Here is a 20844-nt window from a genome sequence, read left to right on the forward strand (position 1 = left end):
GTGTGCGCAGAATTGCGGATTGGTCGAGGTGGTGGCGGGGGTTGGCGGAGCATTACTTGGGCTTGTTGGAGTTCGCCGCTCAACCCCGTCATCAACCCCCGCGCCTGCACGTTCAGCCGTTCCAGGTCCGCGTCCGTCACCGGCGGCTGCTGTGGCAGGCGGCTGCCGGCTACGGCCTTCGGGTCGGCGAGCGTCGCCTCGTACGCCTGCTTCTGCTGGAGCTTGGCCGCGTACTCGTCGTAGAGCGGCTTGAGTTCGGCCCGGGTGCTGCCGATGGCGCGGGTGGCGGCGGCGAGCGCGTCGTAGTTCGCGGCGGCGGCGTCGTGGGTGCGCTGCACCTTGTCGATGAGCTGGTCCAGCTCGCCGAGGTACGCGCGCGCGGCGGCGTTGGTGTCCGGCGGCCATGCCTCGGCGAGGCCGCGACGGTATTCCTGCAACCGCCCGAGGTGGGCCAGGGCGAGGTCGCAGACCTTGCGCCAACCGGCGACCTGCTTCCACTGCCCGCTGGTGTCCTGGTCCTGTAGGCAGGCCCACATGCTGAGCACGTCCATCAGGTGCCAGTCGGTGAGCCCGGAGGTACGCCCGCCGCCCCGTTCGATCACGGCAGCACCACCGGCCGGTCGTCATCGGCCGTGGGGTCGGTGAGCGTCGGCAGTGGGCGGCTCCCGCCGCCGGCGGAGCGGGCGAGGGCCTCCTGCACGTCCGCGACCCGAGCGGACGAGAACGCGTCGGAGTCGGAGTACCTGGTGGCGATCAGGTGTGCGGCGCCGGCCAGGTGGCCAGTGGCGGGCACCATGCCCCAGATCACTTCGGCGGTCGCCGTCTGCGTCTCGTGGTGCGCCTGGAGGAACTGCACCAGCTCGATGAAGGCGTCGGCGGGGTTGGGGACGGCCGCCTTCATGTCGTCGGCAATGTACGACAGGTGTGGGGCGTAGTTGCGGACGACCTCGTCCTGGAGACAGTCGGCGAACTCGCGCATCTGCCGGATGTCCGCCTCGATGCCGCCGTAGCCACGCAACCAACCCGCTGGCTGGCTCTCCTCGGGGATCATCGACCCTCCCTGCCTGTCACCGCACCGTCTCCGTGAGTGAGGTTAATGGCTCACCACGGATCTCGGCAGTCCCGCCCGCCTGGTCGTACCCGGGGAAGGGTCAGCGGGGGAGGCCGGAGGCGCGCCACGCGCCCGGGCCCGCGACGAGCGCGGCGCCCGCCGGACGGGCGCTGCGCGTCCACTGCGACACGGCGGCCGGGGCGGGGGTGGCAGCCGGCCGGGTCCGGACCACGAGCGCCCCGACCAGGGCGGCCAGCTCCTCGGCGGTGGGCACCCCGCGGACGATCCGGAACAGCGGCTCATCGGCAGACATGGCCCAAGGGTACGCGTCGAGAACTTGACCTTCGCCGCACAGTGGCGTGCCGGCGGTGTGACCGTCGGAGCAGCCGGGTACCGTCTCAGCGATGTCTGACGCGCTTCCCCAACTCGTTGCTGACCGGTATCGGCTCATCTCGCCGCTCGGCCAGGGCGGCATGGGTCGGGTGTGGAAGGCGCGTGACGAGGTGCTGCACCGGGACGTGGCCATCAAGGAGCTCGTCCCGCCACCGAGCCTCACCCCAGAGGAGCGCCGCGAGATGCGGGAACGCTCGCTGCGGGAGGCGCGGGCGATCGCCCGGCTCAACAACATCAACGTGGTCCGCATCTTCGACGTGCTGCGCACCGACGGCGACCCGTGGATCGTCATGGAGTACGTGCCGTCCAGGTCGTTGCAGGACACCATCGCCGAGGACGGTCCGGTGTCCACGGCCAAGGCCGTCCAGATCGGCCTCGGGGTGCTGGGCGCGCTGAAGGCCGCGCACAAGGCCGGCATCATGCACCGCGACGTCAAGCCGGGCAACGTGCTGCTCGGCAACGATGGCCGGGTGGTGCTCACCGACTTCGGCCTGGCCACGATCCCCGGGGACCCGAACGTGACCCGCACCGGCATGGTGCTCGGTTCGCCCGCGTACATCGCGCCGGAGCGGGCGCGGGACGGCACCGCGGGGCCGGAGGCCGACCTCTGGTCGCTGGGCGCGACCCTCTACGCGGCGGTCGAGGGCAAGTCGCCGTACGCCCGGCCGTCGGCGATCGCCACCCTGGCCGCACTCGCCACCGAGCCGTTGCCGCCGCCGAAGAACGCCGGGCCGCTCAAGCCGGTCCTGCAGGGCCTGCTGCGCAAGGACCCGGCCGAGCGGATCACCGCCGAGGTGGCGGAGCGCCTGCTCCGCAAGGCTGCCGGGCGGCGCGCGAAGAGCATCTCGCTGCTGGACGGCGTACGCCGGCCCGGGCCGAACGGTCCGCGCGAGCCGCGCCCGCCGCTGGTCCCGGGGCCGCGTCCGGTCGACGGCCGCGCCGAACGGTCGTCCACCCCGACCCCGCGCAAGCCCAACCTGGGCCCGGCCGCTGCCGCGGGCGCGGCCGCCGCCACCGCGAAGGTTTCCGGCGGCGCGGAGGCGGCCACCGCGAAGCTGACCCCGCCGGTCGCCGAGCCGACCGCGAAGCTCGATCCCACGCCGGGGCCCGCCCTCGACGAGACGAGGGTGGACGGACCGGATCCGGCCGCCGGCGAGACCCGGGTGGACGGAACCGATCCGGCCCTCGACGAGACGCAGGTGGACGGCGAGCCTGTCGCCGACGACCGGGCGGAGCCGCCGGCCCCGCCGAAGAATCCGACCTCGGTCCTGGCGGCGCCGGTGAGTCCGGCGCCGTCGACCGGCCGGGCCGCGGTCGTCCCGGGTACGAAGCCGGAGCGCAACCGCCGCAACCTGCTGATCGGTGCACTGGTCGCGGTGCTGCTGATCGGCCTCGCGGTGGCCGTGCCACTGCTCAACAGCGGTGACGACGGCGGTGACGGTGGCCAGCCGAGCGCCGCCACCTCGGCAGCCGCACTGCCGCCCCCGACCAGCACCGGGCCGACCTCGGCCGCCCCGAGCAGCGCCACGCCCAGCCCGACCCCGTCGACGACTCCCTCGGCCTCCGCCGGCACCCTGCCCGCCGGCTGGCGTTTCTACACCGGCCCGAACGGCTTCCAGGTGGCGCTACCGGCCGGTTGGCGGAGCAGCCCCGGTAAGAACTCGGTGACGTTCTCCGACCCCACTGATGGGCGACGGCTGTTCATGCAGTGGACCGACTCGCCGAAGAAGGACGCGTACACCGACTGGAAGAAGCAGGAACCCGCCCGGCACAACTACGTCAGCAACTACAAGTACCTGGATATCACTCGTTGCGACTACTACGTGACCTGTGCCGACTGGGACTGGTTGGAGACCCGGAACGGGACCCGGTACCACGTCCGCAACCGGGGTGTGGCCACCTCCAGCAACCGGGGCTACGCCCTCCGCTGGGAGGTGCCGGAGAAGGACTGGGCGGCCAACCTGGCCAACTGGGACGTGATCACCAAGAACTTCAAGCCGGACCGCTGAGCCGGGGAAGTTCCAGGGCCGGCTCATTCGCATGGCCTTCCGTCGTACGGGGTAGTGGAAGTTGCGACGACGGAAGGAGGTACGACATGGGTTACCGACACAGGGACACCGGGCCCCGGCTGGCACTGTGGATGCTGGTCGCGCTCGGGGACATCGTCCTGCTGCTGGTGAGCGCCGGCCTTGCCGCGCCGGTCGCGGTGCTCGCGGTCGTGGCTCTCGTCGTCGCGGGGGTGGTGACCTGGCGGCTGGCCCGGCGTACCACCCTGGCCGGGCGGGATGTGCTTCCCGTGCCGGCCGGCACGCGACGCCGGGCCTGACCGGGCGCCACAGACGACATCGGCGGCAGCCGGACGGGCTGTCACGTGACAGCCGGTCCCGCTGCCGCCGACCTGTTCGTGAGGGCCGTCAGGTGTTGTTGGCCAGCGCGATCAGGCGGGTCCGGTCACCGTTCCAGTAGTTGCGGTCCACGTTGCCGCTGATCCCGGAGACGCTGCCGGTGCTGGTGTACTGCCAGAAGCTCCAGAACGGGGCGCCGGCCGGCAGGGTGCCGGGCGTGCTCGCCCAGCGGGCCAGCCAGAGCGGGTGGTTGGCCCACGGTCCCGTCCAGCTGCCGGTGCACTGGTTCCACCAGCTCGTGGTCGTGTAGATGACCGCGTACCGGCTGGTCCGGGACTTGTAGGTGTTGAGGAAGTCCTGGATCCAGTTGCGCATGCCAGTGGTGCTCAGGCCGTAGCAGTAGCCGCCGCTGTACGGGTTGGCCTCCATGTCGAGCGCGGCGGGCAGGGTGCGGCTGTCAGCCGACCAGGCGCCGCCGTTGCTGGCCAGGAAGTTGGCCTGGGTGGCCCCGGAGGAGATGTTAGGCCGGGCGAAGTGGTACGCCCCGCGGATCACGCCCGCGTTGTACGCGCCGACGTAGTTGGCGCCGAACCTCGGGTCCTTGTAGGTGGTGCCCTCGGTGGCCTTGATGAAGGCGAACTGGATGCCGGCGTTCCGGACACTGGTCCAGTTGATGCTGCCTTGGTAGTTCGAGACGTCGATGCCGGGGGTGGTGGCGGCCGTTGCCGGTCCGGCGGTGGCGACGAGGGCCGCCATCGCGGTGGCGGCGACGGTGAGGCCGGCGGCGAGCAACCGGCGTACGGAGAGCCTGCTACGAGCCATTGATCCCTCCAGAGATGGACGTTGACTTATATCCATACTTGGAGGTAAGTGCCTGGCATCGCAAGAGGACTTAAAGAAATTTTCATTGACGGTCATCATCGCTTCGCTGGCCGGTCAGGGCCGGTCAGCGCAGTGTGGCAGGGTCCAGTGCCCAGCGGAACGGCTCGGTGAGCGCGAGCGTCTCGCCAACCTTGGCCACCTGGTCCTCCACGTAGTGGCCGTTGTCGAGCCGGTACAGCCGCAGCGCGTGGCTCTCGCCGTCCTGCTCCACGAGCAGGTACCAGGGAATCCGGGCGATGGCGTAGAGCTGCATCTTGACCAGGCGGTCGGCGGCGGCGTTCCCGGGCGAGACGATCTCGCAGACCAGCCTGACCTCGCCTGCCTCGACGACCGTGCCCTCGTCGTCGGTGTCCGCCACGACGAGGTCCGGAATGACGATCCGATCGGCCCTGAGCCGGACATTCACGGCCTCGAAGACCAACAGCCCGTCCGGCGCGACCGCCGACTCAGCCGAGTTGGCGAGGCGACGCGAAACGGTCTGGTGCCGCTTGCTCGGGGCAGGGCTTACGATCAGGCTCCCGTCGAGCAGTTCGATCCGGTTACGGCTCTCGCCCATGGCGAAGTAGTCGGCCTCCGTCCAGAGGCCGACATGCTGGTCAAAGGGCTCAAGGGGGGCCGCGCTCACCGCGTTCGCCTCCCGTTCCGTTCGCCACCCGGTCAGTCTCACACGATACGAGGCCGCGCCCGCCGACCGGCACAGCTCGGGCCGGTAGGCTGCCCGCCCATGCCCCTCATCGACGGCCTCACCACCCTCTGGGACAAGCTGTTGAGCGCGCAGCCCGAACCGCCGCCCCTGCTCGTGCTGGTCACCGCCGCCGTCGCGCTGGCGGTGGTCGCCACCCGGGTGCCCTGGCGGATCGCCCGCAACGCGGTGACCATCGCGCACGAGGGCGGCCACGCGCTGACCGCGCTGCTGACCGGTCGGAAGCTGCGCGGCATCCGGCTGCACTCGGACACCTCCGGCCTCACCCTCTCCGCCGGCCGCCCCACCGGGCCGGGCATGATCTTCACCCTGCTCTCCGGGTACGTCGCCCCGTCGCTGGTCGGCCTCGCCGGGGCGTGGCTGCTCGCCGGCAACCGGATCACCCTGCTGCTCTGGGTCGCGGTGGTGCTGCTGCTGGCCATGCTGGTGATGATCCGCAACGTCTTCGGCGTGCTGTCGCTGCTGGCCACCGGCGGAGTGGTGCTGGCGGTGTCCTGGTACGCGTCGCCGCAGGTGCAGGCGGCCTTCGCCTGGGCGTCGGTCTGGTTCCTGCTCCTCGGCGGCGTACGACCGGTGGTCGAGCTGCAACGGCTGCGCAGCCGGGGGCGGATGCCCGAGTCCGACGCCGACCAGCTCGCCCGGCTCACCCCGTTCCCGGCGCTGTTCTGGGTGACGGTCTTCGCCCTGGTCAACCTGGCCGTCCTGGTCGGCGGCGCGCTGCTGCTCGCCGGTCCGATCCTCACCGACGCGGGCGTCACCCGGTAGCGACGCCGGGCCGTTGGCCACGCGACGGCGGGACGTCGACGGCGCGGACACCGGCCAGCGCTGGCTGGCCCACCTCGCCACGGCAGGGTGACCCGGGAGGCAGAATCAGACCGTGCGATACGTGATCATCGGAGCGGGCGCGGTCGGCGGCACCATCGGCGTACGGCTGGGCGAGGCCGGCCGCGACGTGACGCTGGTGGCCCGCGGCGCGCACCTGGACGCGATCCGGGAGCGGGGGCTGGTCCTGCGGACGCCGGACGGTACGGTGACCAGCCGGCTGCCCGCCGTGGCCGGGCCGGCCGATCGGCCGCTGCCGGCCGACACCGTGCTGGTGCTCACGGTCAAGTCGCAGGACACCGAGGCGGCGCTGGCGACCTGGGTGGACACCCCGGTCGAGGGCGGCGGCACGGCGGGAGAACGGCTGCCGATCGTCCTCGCCCAGAACGGCGTCGCCAACGAGCGGGCCGCCCTGCGCCTCTTCGCCCGGGTGCACCCGGTCTGCGTCTGGCTGCCCGCCACCCACCTGGAACCAGGTGTGGTGGTCGCCAACGGGCACCCGCACCCGGGGATGCTGCACCTGGGCCGATACCCGTCCGGATCGGACGACACCAGCCGGGCGGTGGCCGCCGACCTGGCCGCTGCCGGGTTCGTCGCGCCGGTTCGTGACGACGTGATGCGCTGGAAGTACGGCAAGCTGCTCGGCAACCTCGGCAACGGCCTCCAGGCGCTGCTCGGCTCGGACATCCCCGAGCCGCTCGCCGCCCGGGTACGCGCCGAGGGCGAGGCCACGCTCGCCGCCGCCGGCATCGCGCACACCACCCCGGCGGAGGAGGCCGCGGAGCGGGGCGACCGGGTGCGGCACCGGCCCGTCGACGGTGCGGAGCGGGCCGGCGGCTCCACCTGGCAGAGCCTGGCCCGGGGCGCGGGCTCGGCCGAGGCCGACCAGCTCAATGGGGAGATCGTGCTGCTCGGCCGGCTGCACGGCGTGCCGACCCCGGCGAACGCGGCGGCCCAGGCCGCAGTCCGCCGGGCCGCCCGCGAGCGCATCCCGGCCGGCGGCTTCCCGCTCACCGAGCTGGAGAAAATGGTCGGCTGACCGGGCAACCGCACCGCCGATCCCAGGCGTCTCACCTGCGACCGCCACGGGGGAGGTAGCAGCGTGCCGGACGTCGACGGGTTCGACGAGTTCTACCGCGGCAGCCGGCAACGGCTGCTCGGCTTCGTCTACGTGCTCACCGGCAACCTTGCCGAGGCCCAGGATGCCGTGCAGGAGGCGTACATCCGGGCCTGGCAGCGCTGGTCGACGGTGAGCGGGTACGACGACCCGGAGGCGTGGGTGCGGGTGGTGGCCAGCCGGATCGCGGTGAGCCGGTGGCGCAGCCTGCGCAGCCGCGCCCGGGCGTACCTGCGGCACGGGGCGGAGGAGAGCGTCGCGCCGCCCAGCGCCGACACCGTCGAGGTGGTGGCCGCGCTGCGTCAGCTGCCCGAGGAGCAGCGCACGGCCATCGCGCTCTACTACCTGCTCGGCATGCCGGTCGCCGAGGTCGCCCGGGAGACGGCGGCTCCGGTCGGCACGGTGAAGGCGCGACTCTCCCGGGGGCGCGCCGCGCTCGCCGGGCTGCTCGCCGTCGTGGATGTGGAGGAGGCCGCCGATGCGTGACGACGACCTGGCATTCGTCGAACTGGTGCAGCGCGAGTTGGGGGACGTCCGCTGGCCCGAGCCGATCGAGATCCGGGCCCGGGCCCGGCGCCGCAGCCGGCGTACGGCGGTGGCGGCCCTGGCCGTGCTCACGGTCGCCTCGGCCGCCGCGGTCGTGGTGGCGGCCCGCCCCGACCCGGCCGAGCCGCCGTCCATCGTTGCCGGGCCGCCGCCCGCGTCCGGTCCGTGGTCCGCTCCACCGGCGACCGGAGAGCCCGAACCGACCCCACCACGGCGTTCGCCGATGGCCTCGCCCGCCGCCGAGGTCCCGCTGGACGTGCTGCTGCAACCCACCGACGTCAAGGCGAAGACCGAGGCCCCGTTGACCGAGGCGGGTCTCGGCGAGGGGGTTCAGCTGGATGCGATGCTGCTGTACTGCCGCAAGCTGCAGGGGCAGCCGGCCGACTGGGAGCCGTCCCGCTACTCCCGCTCGCTGACCCTGCTGCGGAACCGGCCGGGCGAGGCCGAGCAGCCACCGAGTGACGTCCTGCTCAACCAGGACGTCTACCGCGTCGCGCCGGACGTGGCCCAACGGATCTTCGCCGAGATGGCCGAGGTGCTCGCGCCCTGCCGCCAGTGGCGGTCCAGCGGTCCGATCCTGTGGCAGGGAAAGACGATCAGCGCGCAGGCCGTGCACTCCTGGGAGGAGGTCGACCGGAACTTCGCCGGCGACGAATCGGTGCTGCTGCGGCACACGGTGACCCAGGCCCGGAACCTGGACACCGGAAAGCCGCTGGGCGAGGTGTCCGAGCCCGACAGCACCGCAGTCGTCCGGGTCGGCGACCTGATCTCGGTCATCAGGGTTGGCGGTGCCGGCGCCGAATCCGAGCTGCGCCGCCTGGCCGGGGTCGCCGCGGACCGGATGTGCGCCGCCGCCAACCCCCGCTGCTGACCACCTCAAGATCCGCGCGACTCCGGGGAAACCCCGTGCCCAAGCGGGTGGGAGCTGACTTTCCCGAAGTCGCGGACCAGGCGGAGCGTCAAAGCGGGATGTTGCCGTGCTTCTTGGGGGGCAGGGTCTCGCGCTTGGTCCGGAGCACCCGCAGGGCCCGGACGATCTGGGTCCGGGTCTCGTGCGGCGGGATCACGCTGTCGACGTACCCGCGTTCTGCCGCGATGTACGGGTTGGCCAGGGTGTCCTCGTACTCGGCGATCTTCTCGGCCCGGACGGCCGCCGGGTCGTCGGCCTTCGCCAGGTCCTGCCGGTAGAGGATGTTCACCGCGCCCTGCGCGCCCATCACCGCGATCTGCGCGGTGGGCCAGGCGAAGTTCAGGTCGGCGCCGAGGTGCTTGGAGCCCATGACGTCGTACGCGCCGCCGTACGCCTTGCGGGTGATCACGGTGACCTTCGGGACGGTGGCCTCGGCGTACGCGTAGATGAGCTTTGCGCCGCGGCGGATGATGCCGTCCCACTCCTGCCCGGTGCCGGGGAGGAAGCCGGGCACGTCCACGAAGGTCAGTACCGGGATGTTGAACGCGTCGCAGGTCCGCACGAACCGGGCGGCCTTCTCCGACGCGGCGATGTCCAGCGTGCCGGCGAACTGCATCGGCTGGTTGGCGACCACGCCGACCGGGCGTCCCTCGACCCGACCGAAGCCGACCACGATGTTCTGCGCGTAGAGGGGCTGGACCTCCAGGAACTCGCCGTCGTCGAGGACGTGCTCGAGGACCCGGTGCATGTCGTACGGCTGGTTGGCCGAGTCCGGGATCAGCGTGTCCAGCTCCCGGTCGGAGTCGGTGACGTCGAGGTCGGCCGGGGACTCGAAGACCGGCGGCTCGTCCAGGTTGTTCGACGGCAGGTACGACAGCAGCGCCTTGACGTACTCGATCGCGTCCTCCTCGTCGGTGCCGAGGTAGTGCGCGTTGCCGCTGCGGGCGTTGTGGGTCCGGGCGCCGCCCAGCTCCTCCATCCCGACGTCTTCGCCGGTGACCGTCTTGATCACGTCGGGCCCGGTGATGAACATGTGGGAGGTCTGGTCGACCATCACGGTGAAGTCGGTGACTGCCGGCGAGTAGACCGCGCCGCCGGCGCACGGGCCCATGATCAGGGAGATCTGCGGGATGACGCCGCTGGCCCGGACGTTGCGGAAGAAGATCTCGCCGTAGAGACCGAGCGAGGCGACGCCCTCCTGGATCCGCGCGCCGCCGGAGTCGTTGATCCCGACGACCGGGCAGCCGATCTTCATGGCCAGGTCCATCACCTTGACGATCTTCTCGCCGAAGACCTCGCCGAGGGAGCCGCCGAAGACCGTGAAGTCCTGGGCGAAGACGCAGACCTGCCGGCCGTCCACGGTGCCGTAGCCGGTCACCACACCGTCGCCGTACGGCCGGGTCTTCTCCAGCCCGAAGTTGGTGGAGCGGTGCCGGGCGAACTCGTCCAGCTCGACGAAGGAGCCCTCGTCGAGCAGCATCTCGATCCGCTCCCGGGCGGTCTTCTTGCCCCGCGCGTGCTGCTTCTCGACCGCGCGCGCCGATCCGGCGTGCACCGCCTCGTCGACCCGGCGTTCCAGGTCCGCCAGCTTGCCGGCGGTGGTGTGGATGTTGATCCCGGTCTCGGTAGTCACCCAGGGAATATAACGATGGTTCAGGTGGGCGCGGCTGTGCAGTGCGCCTCACCGCCTTCCGGGCGACCGCCCGCTGCGCGGGCCGTAGGCTGGCGGGATGCCCAGCTCGCCGTACACCAATCTGGACCGCCCGCCGCTGTCGGCGGCCCGGCTGCGGCGCGCGCTCGTCGCCCCGCACGGGCCGTGGCGCCGGCTGGAGCTGCGCGCGGAGACCGGCTCCACCAACGCCGACGCGGTCGAGGCCGCGCGGGCCGGCGAGCCGGAGGGGCTGGTGGTGGTGGCGGAGCGGCAGAGCGCCGGCCGCGGCCGGCGCGGCCGGGTCTGGCAGTCGCCGCCGCGGGCCGGCATCGCGACCAGCGTCCTGCTCCGGCCTGGCGAGGCCGTCCCGGAGCGCGACTGGTCGCCTGTGCCATCCCTGCGGTACGGCTGGCTGCCGCTGCTTGCCGGGGTCGCGCTGGTCGAGGCGGTGGCCCGGCTGGCCGAGCTGGACGCCCGCCTGAAATGGCCCAACGACCTTCTCGTCAACGGCGCCAAGTGCGCGGGCGTGCTGGCCGAGGCGGTGCCGGGCGACGCGCCGGACCAGCCGCCGGCGATCGTGGTGGGCATCGGGCTCAACGTGACGCTGCGCGCCGACGAGCTGCCGGAGAACCCGACCGGGCTGCCCGCCACCTCGCTCCAGCTCGCCGGGGCCGCCGCCACCGACCGGGACCCGCTGCTGCGCGCCCTGCTCCGCTCCCTCTCCGACTGGTACGACCGCTGGCGCGCGGCTGGCGGCGACGCGGTCGCCAGCGGCCTGCGGGATGCCTACCTGGCCGGCTGCGCCACGGTCGGCCGCCAGGTCCGGGTGCTGCTCCCCGACGGCCGGGAGGTGCACGGCACCGCCACCGGGGTGGACCCGGACGGCCAACTGCTGGTCGACGGCCCGGCCGGGGAGCTCCGCCTCGCCGCCGGCGACGTGCTGCACGTGCGCTGAGCGGAAGGGCCCTTGCTGCCGCCTCCGGTATAGGAAGGGACCCCTCCCAACACCCGCCGCGCGGCTGATCCCGTGGACGAGCGTCGACCGGTTACGGTCAGCGCGTCCTGTTCTGCGAGGAGGTTCCCGTGGCGTTCCCCGAAGACGTGCTCACCGAGGACGAGCACGTCGTGCTGCACCTGCACCCGCACTGGAAGGCCCTGATCCGGCCGGTCCTGGTGCTGGTGCTCGCCATCGCGGCGGTGGTCGCGGGCTGGGTCCTGCTGCCCGAGGGCGACGGCGGCATGATCGCGCTCTACGTGATCGCCGCCCTCGGCCTGGTGCTGGTGCTCTGGCTGGGCCTGTGGCCGTTCCTGCTCTGGCGCACCACGCACTACCTTTTCACCAACGAGCGGGTGCTGCTGCAGGAGGGGGTTTTCTCCCGTAACCGGCGGGACCTGCCGCTGACCCGGATCAACGACCACTCGATGCACCAGCGTTTCGTGGAGCGGCTGCTCGGCTGCGGCACCCTCACCATCGAGTCGGCTGGTGAGCGCGGCCAGTCGGTGCTCGCTGACGTGCCGCACGTCGACAAGGTGCAGACCAAGCTCTACGAGCTGGTCGAGGCCCACCACGACAAGCACTCCCTGGGTGACGGCGAGATGCGCGAGATCCTGGCCGACATGCGCGAGGGCAAGTCCCTCCGCGACCCGTCCGCCTGACCCTCGCCCTGTTGACCAAGAAGTTTGCGCCGGATCCATCGGTGGTCCGGCGCAAACTTTTTGATCGACTCTGCTCGCGGTGCCCGCGGCCGGATCAGCGGCGGGGGCGGCGGGGGGTGGGCTGGAGTTCGGCGGCGAGTTCGGCGTCCAGGTCGGCACCGAGGACCCGCCCGAGGCCGGCATCCGCCGCGGCGGGCCGGCTCTGGGTCGGCGCGTAGTCCGGCCGGTGGTCGGCCGCCCGGGCAGCCCGCGGGGCCGGCCGGGGCTCGGTCTCCTCCAGCTCGCTGACCGACTCGGCCAGCTCTGCCACCGGGTCCATCTCGCCCACGTTGTCCCATTCGTCGCGCGGGATGCTGTGCCAGTTCTCCTTCGCGTGCTGCGGAGCCGGCTGGAAGACGAACGTCCGGTACGACCAGAAGCGGAACATGGTGGCGAGCAGGACACCGCCGGTCTTCGCGATGTTCAGCATGAGCAGGCTGGTCACGCCGAAGCCGTACTTCGCGGCCGCCAGTACGCCGAGTTCGATGAGCAGTCCGGTGGCGTTGAACAGGAAGAACAGGACGTATTCGCGGCGCAGGGCCGACTTCGGTCGATCCCGGTACGTCCAGTGCCGGTTCATCAGATACGACGTGATCGTCGCGACGATGGTGGCCACCACCGTCGCCTTGAGCTGGCCATCGCGGAAAACCGTGAGTGCCAGCGCGTTGAACACCGCGTAATTGATGACGGTGTTGATGCCGCCGACGATGCCGAATTTGAGCGCCTCGTGGATGAACTTCCGCCAGCGCTCGGGCAGCAGACGGACTCCAGGCATGCGAAACACCTTAGGGCAGCGGGCAGGGCCGGCTCGGCCCGGCGGGACGGGATGGGCGCTGGGTCACGCCCCTGACTCTCGGTCGTGGCTCGTTGCCGGAACGGGAGGAGTTCCCGCTTCCACGAAAACGAACCGCCGGTACGACCAGAATCGGAACAGCGTCCCGAGGCCGGTGCCGACGATGAAGCTGGCGATGTTGTCGGCCAGTGGAGTCTGGAACACGTGGGGCCAGAGGGCACCCAGCCCGTAGCGACTGATCGCGAGGCAGCCCACGGCGATGCCGAGGCCGACGCCGTTGAAGAAGAAGAACAGCGCGTACTCCCGGGCCGGGTGGTTGCGCTGGCGGTGCCGCCAGGTCCAGAACCGGTTACCGAGGAACGCCATGGTCGCGGCCACCACGGTGGAGATGGTCTTCGCCATCACCGGCGGCTCGTGCTGGACGCTGGCCAGGTAGTTGAAGAGCGCGAAGTCGACGAGGAAGGCGAGCCCGCCCACCGTGGCGAATTTGCTCAGCTCACGGACGAGGTGACCGAAACGGTCGATCAGTGCCCCGAGCAGACCTCGACGGGTCTGCGGAGCCCCCGGCTGGTCTCCGGTCATCGTCGCGGCCACCCGCCGAGAGTACCGGTTGGGCGTACCTGGACGGGGTAGCAACGGCGAGCGGGCGGCACCCGGGTCAGGCGTGCCGCCAAGGGCCGGGAGGTCCGCCTGCGGGACGTTGTGGTCACGCCGCCCCGCCTCCCCGCCCGTTCCCGCCTTTGTGAACGGAGCGTAACTGGCTGTCGCCGAATTGTGGACGGGATCACGGAAGTCACGGTTGGTGGGGTGGAAGGCCGCGACGGGTCGCTCCGCCGACGTCCGGCGAAGGTTCTTCACAAGATTTGCGTGAAACTGCGCGCGAAAGCGGGTATCAGATCGCGATGCCGCAGCGTGGCCGTACCTTGTGCAGTTCTTCACAACAAGTCCCACTGACTCGCGACGCAGGCCGGTTTACGCTGAGGCCAATCCCAGGTTTCCACGAAGGCGACGCGCCAGCGCGCCAGAACTCGTGCATCCAATACATCGGTCAGCGTCGACCACAAGGAGATGTGACATGGTTGCTCCGGCTACTGTTCGGGGTATCGATCAGGCCCCGACGTCCCACCCCAAACTGCTTGCCTGGGTACGTGAGGTCGCGGAACTGACCACGCCCGATCGGGTGGTCTGGGTGGACGGGTCCGATGAGGAGTGGCGCCGCCTCACCGACGAACTCGTCGAGAACGGCACCCTGATCCGGCTGAACCCCGAGAAGAAGCCCAACTCGTTCTACGCGCGGACGGACCCGACGGACGTCGCGCGGGTCGAGGAGCGCACCTTCATCTGCTCGGTTGACGAGGCGGACGCCGGCCCCACCAACAACTGGATGGCGCCGTCCGAGATGAAGCGCACCATGACCGAGCTTTACCGCGGTTCGATGCGCGGCCGGACGATGTACATCATCCCGTTCGTGATGGGTCCGGTCGAGGCGAAGAACCCCATGTTCGGCGTCGAGATCACCGACAGCGGGTACGTGGTCGCCTCGATGCGGATCATGACGCGGATGGGCGCCAAGGTCCTGGAGGCGATGGGCGACGACGCCGACTTCGTGCACGCGCTGCACTCCATCGGCGCCCCGCTCGCCCCCGGCCAGCAGGACGTGCCGTGGCCGTGCAACGACACGAAGTACATCTCGCACTTCCCGGAGACCCGGGAGATCTGGTCCTTCGGCTCCGGCTACGGCGGCAACTCGCTGCTCGGCAAGAAGTGCTACTCGCTGCGGATCGCCAGCGTGATGGGCCGGGACGAGGGCTGGCTCGCCGAGCACATGCTGATCCTCAAGATCACCTCGCCGGAGGGGCGGGTCTACCACGTCGCCGGTGCGTTCCCGTCGGCGTGCGGCAAGACCAACCTCGCCATGCTGGAGCCGACCATCCCGGGCTGGAAGGTCGAGACCATCGGCGACGACATCGCCTGGATGCGGTTCGGCCCGGACGGCCGCCTCTACGCGATCAACCCGGAGTTTGGCCTCTTCGGCGTCGCGCCCGGCACCGACTGGAAGACCAACGCCAACGCGATGCGGACGCTGGACCGCGGCAACTCGGTCTTCACCAACGTGGCCCTCACCGACGACGGCGACATCTGGTGGGAGGGCATGGGTGAGCCGCCGGCGCACCTGATCGACTGGAAGGGCAACGACTGGACGCCGGAGAGCGGTGAGCTCTCCTCGCACGCCAACAGCCGGTTCTGCACCCCGATCGCGCAGTGTCCGATCCTGGCCGAGGACTACTACGACCCGAACGGGGTGCCGATCGACGCCATCCTGTTCGGCGGCCGGCGCCGGGACACCGTCCCGCTGGTCACCGAGGCCCGCGACTGGGTGCACGGTGTCTACATGGGCGCCACGCTCTCCTCGGAGACCACCGCGGCGGCCTCCGGCGCGGTCGGTGTGGTCCGCCGCGACCCGATGGCCATGCTGCCGTTCATCGGCTACAACGCCGGTGACTACTTCCGGCACTGGATCGAGATGGGCAAGGGCGTCGACGGCGACGAGGCGAAGCTGCCCAAGATCTACTACGTCAACTGGTTCCGCAAGGACCCGGAGGGCAACTTCCTCTGGCCGGGCTTCGGCGAGAACTCCCGGGTGCTCAAGTGGATCATCGAGCGGATCGAGGGCCGCGCCGAGGCGGTCGAGACCCCGATCGGCATGGTCCCGGCCCTGGACGCGCTCGACGTCGAGGGTCTGGACATGACCCCGGAGGACGTCCGGATCGCCATGAAGGTCGACCCGGAGGAGTGGCGCAACGAGCTGCCGCTGGTCACCGAGTGGTTCGAGAAGTTCGGGGACAAGCTCCCCGGTGTCCTCTGGGCCGAACTGGACGCGCTGCGCGCCCGGCTCGACGCGGAGCAGCCGCAGCGATAGGTGTGCCGGTTGCCCGCACCGGGCAACATCGGATGCCATGAGGACGGCCGCCGAGACCATCGAGGTCCGGCGGCCGTCCGCCGTCCGGGCGCTGACCCTGCTGCTCGGCGTCACGGCGGCGGCCACCGTCGTGGTCGAGCTGCTCAACTGGTGGTACGCCCCGGGGCAGGAGTTCGGGCTCGCCGTACGGACCGGCTGGGCGATGCTCCGCTCGCTGGGTTTCCTGGTGCTGATCGGGCACGTGAACCGGGGCCGTGCCGTGGCGAAGCCGCTGGGGCTGATCCTCGCGGTGACCACGGTCTTCGCGGTGGGGCGGCTGGTCGTCCCCCGGGTGGGGGTGCCGCCGCTGCCCGGCCTGCTCGGCTTCGGGCTGCTCACCGGCCTCTGCGTGGCGGTGGTCGGGCTGCTCTACCGGTCGGACGTGGTCGGCGGCCACCTGGTCCGGCACCGCAAGGGCCTGGTCATCTCCGGGGGCCGGCTCTCCTGGCGGGAGGTCGCGCCGAAGCGTCCGGCGGTGACCGGGTGGCTGCTCACCGCCCGGGCCGCCGCGTTCACGTACAGCCCGCTGGTGCTGGTCCCGGCGCTGGTCGCGGGCGGGTCCATCCTGGACGGCCGGCTCAGCTCCGTACCCGCGGTGCTGTTCTGGTTCGCGGCCGGCATCGCGGTCAGCTACCTGGTGCTCTTCTGCATCGCGTTCCTGCTGCGCGGCCGGAGCTGGGCCCGGAAGCTGCTGGTCGCGATCACCCTCGGCACGCTCGCCGTCGACCTGCCGCTCTGCTGGTGGCTCCTCGGCCTGGACGGCCTCGTCCGCGACGGCGCCCCCCTCCTGGCCGCCGCCGCCCTGGCCCTCTACTCCCTCCACCGCGCGACGCAAAGTTCTTGATCAACGCCGACGGGGGTCCCGGCGGGGGGAGGATGGGTGGGTGGGTGCGGAGTGGGACGTGATCGTGGTGGGGGCGGGGCCAGCGGGGTCGGCCGCGGCGCTCTCCGCGCGGCGGGCCGGGGCCGCCCGGGTGCTGCTGCTGGACCGTTACGACTTCCCCCGCGACAAGGCGTGCGGCGACGGCATCGCGGCGCACGCGCTGGACGTCCTCGCCGAGCTGGGCGTGACCGGGGCGGTCGACGGGTACGCCCCGCTGCCCGTGCTACGTCTCGTCGGCCCGGGCGGCGGCACGGTGGCGCGGGAGCTGCCCCGGCCCGCGTACACGGTGCCCCGGGCGGTGTTCGACGCGCGGCTGGTGGCCGCGGCGGTCGCGGCCGGGGCGGAGCTGCGCCGGCACGCCGTACGCCGGGTCGACCTGCGCGCCGACCGGGTGGTGCTCGACGGCGAGTTGGCCGGGCGGGCCGTGGTGGGGGCGGACGGCGCCGGCTCGGTGCTCCGCCGGGCGCTCGGCCACCCGGTGAACCCGGACCGCCACCTCGCGCTCGCCATCCGCGGCTACGCCCCGGCGCTGCCCGGGCCGCCCGAGCAGCTCATCGTCACCTCGGCCCCGCGCTGGCCGGCGTACGCCTGGTCCTTTCCGATCGGCGACGGCCGGGCGAACATCGGGTACGGCGAGGTGCTGCGCGGCGAGCCGTTGACCCGGACGCACCTGCTGGACCGCCTGGCCGCCCTGCTGCCCGGCACCGACCCGGCCACGGTCACCGAGTTGCGGGCCCATCACCTGCCGCTCTCCACGCACCGGCCGGCGCCGGGGCGGGGTCGGGTGGTGCTGGCCGGCGACGCGCTCTCGCTGATCAATCCGTTCACCGGCGAGGGCATCTTCTACGCGCTGCGCTCCGGCGCGCTGGCCGGCGCGGCGGCGGCCGGCAGCCCGGCGCAGGCGGCCCGCCGGTACGCCGACGCCCTCCGCGGGCGGCTCGGCACGCACCTGCGGCACAGCTCGGTGGCGGCCTGGCTGGCCCGACGGCGCCAGGTGGTGGACGCGGCGGTCGGCGCGGCCCGGCGGGACGGCCGGGTCTACCGGACCGTGGTGGAGCTGGGACTGGGTGACGGACGTCTCGACGCCCGCACCCTGGCCATGATCGGCATCGGTCTCACCCGTACGACGACTTCAGCTCGGCGCGTCTAAAGCGCCGCGCCGCGACCTGAAGCCGTCGCGAGACCAGCCACCGCGACACTGATCTTCAACCTGGGTCGCTACCCTGCAAGGTGATGACTCTGCGGAAACTCCTCTACTCCGTGTACGAGCGCCGGCTGACGGCGAGGCTCGCGGGCAAGCCGGTGCCCCGGCACGTCGGCGTGATGTGCGACGGCAACCGCAGATGGGCCCGGGAGATGGGCTTCGTCGATCCGAACGACGGCCACCGGATGGGCGCGGAGCGGATCAAGGAGCTGCTGCGCTGGTGCGACGCGGCCGGCGTCGGGCACGTGACCCTCTGGCTGCTCTCCACCGACAATCTCTCCCGACCGGCCGCCGAGCTGGATCCGCTGCTCCAGATCATCGAGGATCTCACCACCGAGCTGGCCGAGGAGGGCAACCCCTGGCGGCTGCGCATGGTGGGCGCCCTCGACGTGCTGCCCGCGCACCACGCCGCCGCGCTCAAGGCCGCCGCGGAGCGCACCCGGGACCGCAGCGGCGGGGCGCAGGTCAACATCGCGGTCGGGTACGGCGGGCGGCGCGAGATCGCGGACGCGGTCCGCTCGCTGCTGCTGGAGCACGCGGCCAACGGCGGGACCATCGAGGAGCTGGCCGGCTCGATCGACGTCGACCTGATCTCCGAGCACCTCTACACCAAGGGCCTGCCGGACCCGGATCTGATCATCCGGACCAGCGGTGAGCAGCGTCTGTCCGGCTTCATGCTCTGGCAGTCGGCCCACTCGGAGTTCTACTTCTGCGAGCTCAACTGGCCCGACTTCCGTCGGGTCGACTTCCTTCGGGCCCTGCGCTCGTACGCCACCCGCCAGCGCCGCTACGGCGTCTGATCGCGGCTCGATCGCCCGGCCACCGGCCCGTGGCGCGGTCAGCGCAGCCGGGACAGGGCCGTGCTGAGGAAGTCGGCGAGGACGGCGGGCGACTCCAGGGTGAGGTCGGCGGCGTCGGCGACCTCGTGCCCGGTCTCCGGGTTGGCGACGGCCACGCAGACGCCGATGAAGTCCGGGTCGGCGGCGGCGCGGGCGCGCAGCGCGGCGAACGCCTTGAGGTCGGAGACGTCGTCACCGAAGTACCAGGCGCCGGCGGTGTCCCGGACCACCTCACCGATGACCATGCCCTTGTCCCGGTCGACCGGGGGCTTCAGCTCCAGCACCATGCGTCCGGCCTGGCAGCGCAGGCCCAGTCGCTCGGCCCGGGCCCGGCCCCATTCCTGGACCAGGTCGCCGAGCTGCGGGGCGGTGCGCCAGTGCAGGGCGACCGAGAGCCGCTTGAACTCCACGAGGGCGCCGGGCGGCAGTTCCGCGCGCGCCTGCTCGGCCAGTTCCGCCATGGTCGGCACCCAGGGCAGGGCGGCCGGCTCGGTCACGGTCTCCCCGCCGGAGTGGCTGTGCTCCAGCCCGTAGAGCCCGTAGAGGTCGATGCCGTCGAGGCCGCCGAGCTGGTCGCGGAGGAACTCCACCGGGCGCGCGGAGACGATGGCGATCCGGCGTACGTGCGGGGCGAGCGCCTCCAGGGCGGCGAGCACCTTCGGCGCGGGCCGCACGGCGGTGGGGTCGTCGTCGACCGGCGCCAGGGTGCCGTCGAAGTCGAAGAAGAACACCACGTCGCCGGCACGGGTGGCGGTGGCCCGCCAGGCGTGCTCCACGTCCAACGGGGTCTTCGGCTGCTGGTTGCCCAGGTTCAACGGCGGCACGCGCGACAGCGTACCCCGGTCACGGCGGCATATTCGTGGCCGAGACGTGACGTTCGGGCGACGTGGATCAGCGTTCGGCGGCTCCCCGTCCCCGGCGCCCGAACGGCACCACGGCCGCCTCCGGGCCGTGGCTCAGCAGGTAGCCCTCCACGAAGCCGGTGTTCCGGTCGCCGGTGTGCGCCTCGATCTCGTTGAGCCGCGCCACCAGGAACTCGGTCAGCGCGCTGACCCGGTCGTTGAGCCGGTCGTGCAGCTCGGCGAGGACGGCGAGGACCACCGCGGTGCCGGCCGTGGTGAGCGCGAAGAGGTTGACGATCAGGGGAAGCTCCCCGCCGTTCAGTACGCCCACCACCACGTTGCCGGTCACGCACGATGTCACCGACACCACCGCGACCACGACTGCCAACCATTTCAGGGTCATGGACAGACCCCTCCTTCTGTCCCGCAGGGCTGGGTTCGGCCTTGTCCCGTCCCCCCGCCGACGACGAGCCCCAGCAGTACGAATAGGGACGCTAGCGTGCCCGTTCCGTCCCCGGAGCGAAACGAACGGGTCTGACCTTCGGTTCTTTCGCCATCTGAGGAACTACCCGGCTTGTTTACCGCTATTTCGGAGATTGACGGGGAGAGTTGGCCGATAAGCGAGGTAGCGAATCGTTTCTCGAATATGGAATTTCTCCGCGTCCGACACGTTCGGGTCGACCAGTCGGCGGAGCAGTGCCTCGACGTCGGGGTCCATCGGCGGCGGGGTGGCGGCGGCGCGCGGGGTGGTGGCGCGGTCCCAGCCCAGGGCGGTGAAGGCGGCTGCCGGGTTGAGGCCCAGGCCCTCGCAGAAGGCGACCACCCGTTCCGCCTCGGGGTCGCTGGCCCAGTCCCCGCGTACCCACCGGTTGATGGTCTGCCGGGAGACCCCGGTGCGCCGGGAGACCTCGGTGCCGCTCCAGGCCCGCATGGCCCGCGCGTCGTCCAGCGCGCGGCGGACGAAGGTGGCGAAGGCGATCTTCCGGGCGTTGGCGGTCTCGGTCACTCCGTGACGGTACGACCCGTCGGCCTCGCGGGCGCGTCCCGGCGCGCTGCTGTCACGCTGACGTGACGAGGTTCTCGGATTTCCGGTAAACGATCCAGTGCTGCTCCTGAGGGGTGTCACCCGGGCAGAATAGAAGGACCCCAGGACGGCGGTAAACAGACGAAAAGCTGATACTGTCACGCTCATGAGACAACTTACGGTGT

The 20844-nt window shown here is 71.6% G+C and carries 23 protein-coding genes; 13 read left to right on the forward strand and 10 right to left on the reverse strand.

Annotated features, from left to right (window positions below; all coding sequences use genetic code 11):
- Nucleotides 1-41: 41 nt before the first annotated feature.
- Nucleotides 42-524, forward strand: a complete 483-nt coding sequence (locus tag ACGF4F_RS08805) for a hypothetical protein (protein ID WP_393075975.1) — start codon at nt 42-44, stop codon at nt 522-524.
- A 74-nt stretch (nt 525-598) separates the two neighbouring features.
- Here the strand turns inward: ACGF4F_RS08805 and ACGF4F_RS08810 are convergent, their stop codons facing one another.
- Both ACGF4F_RS08810 and ACGF4F_RS08815 read right to left on the reverse strand, forming a co-directional pair.
- On the reverse strand, nt 599-1051 hold the full coding sequence (locus tag ACGF4F_RS08810; RefSeq protein WP_393075978.1) for a hypothetical protein: 453 nt from the start codon (nt 1049-1051) through the stop codon (nt 599-601).
- A gap of 100 nt (nt 1052-1151) precedes the next feature.
- The gene (locus ACGF4F_RS08815; RefSeq protein WP_357437686.1) at nt 1152-1364 is read right to left on the reverse strand and encodes an acyl-CoA carboxylase subunit epsilon; all 213 of its coding nucleotides are present in this window, start codon (nt 1362-1364) and stop codon (nt 1152-1154) included.
- A gap of 91 nt (nt 1365-1455) precedes the next feature.
- Here ACGF4F_RS08815 and ACGF4F_RS08820 point away from each other — a divergent pair, with 91 nt between their 5' ends.
- Both ACGF4F_RS08820 and ACGF4F_RS08825 read left to right on the forward strand, forming a co-directional pair.
- Nucleotides 1456-3453, forward strand: coding sequence for a protein kinase (locus ACGF4F_RS08820; protein ID WP_357437688.1), 1998 nt, complete (start codon nt 1456-1458; stop codon nt 3451-3453).
- Nucleotides 3454-3539: 86 nt separating this feature from the next.
- Entirely contained in the window at nt 3540-3770 is a 231-nt protein-coding gene (locus ACGF4F_RS08825) for a hypothetical protein (protein WP_357437690.1), read from the forward strand.
- An 88-nt stretch (nt 3771-3858) separates the two neighbouring features.
- On the opposite strand, the gene ACGF4F_RS08830 is transcribed toward ACGF4F_RS08825, so the two are convergent.
- Together ACGF4F_RS08830 and ACGF4F_RS08835 are read right to left on the reverse strand one after the other, a co-directional pair.
- The gene (locus tag ACGF4F_RS08830; protein ID WP_357437692.1) at nt 3859-4611 is read right to left on the reverse strand and encodes a GH25 family lysozyme; all 753 of its coding nucleotides are present in this window, start codon (nt 4609-4611) and stop codon (nt 3859-3861) included.
- A gap of 124 nt (nt 4612-4735) precedes the next feature.
- On the reverse strand, nt 4736-5227 hold the full coding sequence (locus ACGF4F_RS08835) for a Uma2 family endonuclease (protein WP_393076110.1): 492 nt from the start codon (nt 5225-5227) through the stop codon (nt 4736-4738).
- Nucleotides 5228-5395: 168 nt separating this feature from the next.
- On the opposite strand from ACGF4F_RS08835, the gene ACGF4F_RS08840 reads away from it, so the two are divergent.
- The 4 genes from ACGF4F_RS08840 to ACGF4F_RS08855 all read left to right on the forward strand — a co-directional run bounded on the left by ACGF4F_RS08840 (nt 5396) and on the right by ACGF4F_RS08855 (nt 8730).
- Entirely contained in the window at nt 5396-6139 is a 744-nt protein-coding gene (locus ACGF4F_RS08840) for a M50 family metallopeptidase (RefSeq protein ID WP_393075983.1), read from the forward strand.
- A gap of 112 nt (nt 6140-6251) precedes the next feature.
- Complete coding sequence (locus ACGF4F_RS08845) at nt 6252-7235, forward strand: 2-dehydropantoate 2-reductase N-terminal domain-containing protein (protein WP_357437697.1); 984 nt, start codon at nt 6252-6254, stop codon at nt 7233-7235.
- Between the two features lie 63 nt (nt 7236-7298).
- Nucleotides 7299-7799 carry a SigE family RNA polymerase sigma factor gene (locus tag ACGF4F_RS08850; protein ID WP_357437699.1) on the forward strand — a complete coding sequence of 167 codons (501 nt, stop codon included), beginning with the start codon at nt 7299-7301 and terminating at the stop codon, nt 7797-7799.
- Complete coding sequence (locus ACGF4F_RS08855; protein ID WP_393075986.1) at nt 7792-8730, forward strand: hypothetical protein; 939 nt, start codon at nt 7792-7794, stop codon at nt 8728-8730. The genes ACGF4F_RS08850 and ACGF4F_RS08855 overlap by 8 nt, the downstream gene beginning before the upstream one ends.
- An 88-nt stretch (nt 8731-8818) precedes the next feature.
- Here ACGF4F_RS08855 and ACGF4F_RS08860 read toward each other — a convergent pair whose 3' ends face one another.
- On the reverse strand, nt 8819-10402 hold the full coding sequence (locus ACGF4F_RS08860) for an acyl-CoA carboxylase subunit beta (protein WP_357437705.1): 1584 nt from the start codon (nt 10400-10402) through the stop codon (nt 8819-8821).
- Nucleotides 10403-10499: 97 nt separating this feature from the next.
- On the opposite strand from ACGF4F_RS08860, the gene ACGF4F_RS08865 reads away from it, so the two are divergent.
- Together ACGF4F_RS08865 and ACGF4F_RS08870 are read left to right on the forward strand one after the other, a co-directional pair.
- Complete coding sequence (locus tag ACGF4F_RS08865) at nt 10500-11375, forward strand: biotin--[acetyl-CoA-carboxylase] ligase (protein WP_357437709.1); 876 nt, start codon at nt 10500-10502, stop codon at nt 11373-11375.
- A 128-nt stretch (nt 11376-11503) separates the two neighbouring features.
- On the forward strand, nt 11504-12076 hold the full coding sequence (locus ACGF4F_RS08870) for a PH domain-containing protein (protein WP_357437712.1): 573 nt from the start codon (nt 11504-11506) through the stop codon (nt 12074-12076).
- Nucleotides 12077-12170: 94 nt separating this feature from the next.
- On the opposite strand, the gene ACGF4F_RS08875 is transcribed toward ACGF4F_RS08870, so the two are convergent.
- Both ACGF4F_RS08875 and ACGF4F_RS08880 read right to left on the reverse strand, forming a co-directional pair.
- Nucleotides 12171-12890 carry a GtrA family protein gene (locus ACGF4F_RS08875; RefSeq protein ID WP_357437715.1) on the reverse strand — a complete coding sequence of 240 codons (720 nt, stop codon included), beginning with the start codon at nt 12888-12890 and terminating at the stop codon, nt 12171-12173.
- A gap of 63 nt (nt 12891-12953) precedes the next feature.
- Nucleotides 12954-13490, reverse strand: coding sequence for a GtrA family protein (locus ACGF4F_RS08880; protein WP_073836814.1), 537 nt, complete (start codon nt 13488-13490; stop codon nt 12954-12956).
- A 493-nt stretch (nt 13491-13983) separates the two neighbouring features.
- Here ACGF4F_RS08880 and ACGF4F_RS08885 point away from each other — a divergent pair, with 493 nt between their 5' ends.
- From ACGF4F_RS08885 to ACGF4F_RS08900, 4 genes are all read left to right on the forward strand, one after another.
- Nucleotides 13984-15828 carry a phosphoenolpyruvate carboxykinase (GTP) gene (locus ACGF4F_RS08885; protein WP_357437721.1) on the forward strand — a complete coding sequence of 615 codons (1845 nt, stop codon included), beginning with the start codon at nt 13984-13986 and terminating at the stop codon, nt 15826-15828.
- A 37-nt stretch (nt 15829-15865) separates the two neighbouring features.
- Nucleotides 15866-16711 (forward strand): hypothetical protein, encoded by an 846-nt coding sequence (locus tag ACGF4F_RS08890; protein WP_393075991.1) that lies wholly within the window; start codon nt 15866-15868, stop codon nt 16709-16711.
- A 40-nt stretch (nt 16712-16751) separates the two neighbouring features.
- Nucleotides 16752-17900, forward strand: a complete 1149-nt coding sequence (locus ACGF4F_RS08895; protein WP_357437726.1) for a geranylgeranyl reductase family protein — start codon at nt 16752-16754, stop codon at nt 17898-17900.
- Nucleotides 17901-17983: 83 nt separating this feature from the next.
- Nucleotides 17984-18754: an isoprenyl transferase gene (locus ACGF4F_RS08900; RefSeq protein ID WP_357437730.1), complete on the forward strand. Its 771-nt coding sequence runs from the start codon at nt 17984-17986 to the stop codon at nt 18752-18754.
- Between the two features lie 38 nt (nt 18755-18792).
- Here the strand turns inward: ACGF4F_RS08900 and otsB are convergent, their stop codons facing one another.
- The 3 genes from otsB to ACGF4F_RS08915 form a co-directional block, all read right to left on the reverse strand.
- Nucleotides 18793-19617: a trehalose-phosphatase gene (otsB, locus tag ACGF4F_RS08905; RefSeq protein ID WP_357437733.1), complete on the reverse strand. Its 825-nt coding sequence runs from the start codon at nt 19615-19617 to the stop codon at nt 18793-18795.
- Between the two features lie 67 nt (nt 19618-19684).
- Nucleotides 19685-20038 (reverse strand): hypothetical protein, encoded by a 354-nt coding sequence (locus ACGF4F_RS08910; RefSeq protein WP_357437736.1) that lies wholly within the window; start codon nt 20036-20038, stop codon nt 19685-19687.
- Between the two features lie 162 nt (nt 20039-20200).
- On the reverse strand, nt 20201-20641 hold the full coding sequence (locus ACGF4F_RS08915; RefSeq protein WP_357437738.1) for an XRE family transcriptional regulator: 441 nt from the start codon (nt 20639-20641) through the stop codon (nt 20201-20203).
- Nucleotides 20642-20844: the final 203 nt, after the last annotated feature.

The organism is Micromonospora sp. NPDC047740 (assembly GCF_043204735.1).
GTDB lineage: Bacteria > Actinomycetota > Actinomycetes > Mycobacteriales > Micromonosporaceae > Micromonospora.

Excerpts from the sequence above, each read along its gene's own strand:
- ACGF4F_RS08910 (WP_357437736.1), bottom strand. The coding sequence starts at position 20,038 with ATGACCCTGAAATGGTTGGCAGTCGTGGTCGCGGTGGTGTCGGTGACA.
- ACGF4F_RS08825 (WP_357437690.1), top strand. The coding sequence starts at position 3,540 with ATGGGTTACCGACACAGGGACACCGGGCCCCGGCTGGCACTGTGGATG.
- ACGF4F_RS08810 (WP_393075978.1), bottom strand. The coding sequence starts at position 1,051 with ATGATCCCCGAGGAGAGCCAGCCAGCGGGTTGGTTGCGTGGCTACGGC.
- ACGF4F_RS08815 (WP_357437686.1), bottom strand. The coding sequence starts at position 1,364 with ATGTCTGCCGATGAGCCGCTGTTCCGGATCGTCCGCGGGGTGCCCACC.
- ACGF4F_RS08890 (WP_393075991.1), top strand. The coding sequence starts at position 15,866 with ATGAGGACGGCCGCCGAGACCATCGAGGTCCGGCGGCCGTCCGCCGTC.
- ACGF4F_RS08840 (WP_393075983.1), top strand. The coding sequence starts at position 5,396 with ATGCCCCTCATCGACGGCCTCACCACCCTCTGGGACAAGCTGTTGAGC.
- ACGF4F_RS08885 (WP_357437721.1), top strand. The coding sequence starts at position 13,984 with ATGGTTGCTCCGGCTACTGTTCGGGGTATCGATCAGGCCCCGACGTCC.
- ACGF4F_RS08875 (WP_357437715.1), bottom strand. The coding sequence starts at position 12,890 with ATGCCTGGAGTCCGTCTGCTGCCCGAGCGCTGGCGGAAGTTCATCCAC.
- ACGF4F_RS08830 (WP_357437692.1), bottom strand. The coding sequence starts at position 4,611 with ATGGCTCGTAGCAGGCTCTCCGTACGCCGGTTGCTCGCCGCCGGCCTC.
- ACGF4F_RS08855 (WP_393075986.1), top strand. The coding sequence starts at position 7,792 with ATGCGTGACGACGACCTGGCATTCGTCGAACTGGTGCAGCGCGAGTTG.
- ACGF4F_RS08820 (WP_357437688.1), top strand. The coding sequence starts at position 1,456 with ATGTCTGACGCGCTTCCCCAACTCGTTGCTGACCGGTATCGGCTCATC.
- ACGF4F_RS08880 (WP_073836814.1), bottom strand. The coding sequence starts at position 13,490 with ATGACCGGAGACCAGCCGGGGGCTCCGCAGACCCGTCGAGGTCTGCTC.
- ACGF4F_RS08865 (WP_357437709.1), top strand. The coding sequence starts at position 10,500 with ATGCCCAGCTCGCCGTACACCAATCTGGACCGCCCGCCGCTGTCGGCG.
- ACGF4F_RS08900 (WP_357437730.1), top strand. The coding sequence starts at position 17,984 with ATGACTCTGCGGAAACTCCTCTACTCCGTGTACGAGCGCCGGCTGACG.
- ACGF4F_RS08835 (WP_393076110.1), bottom strand. The coding sequence starts at position 5,227 with ATGGGCGAGAGCCGTAACCGGATCGAACTGCTCGACGGGAGCCTGATC.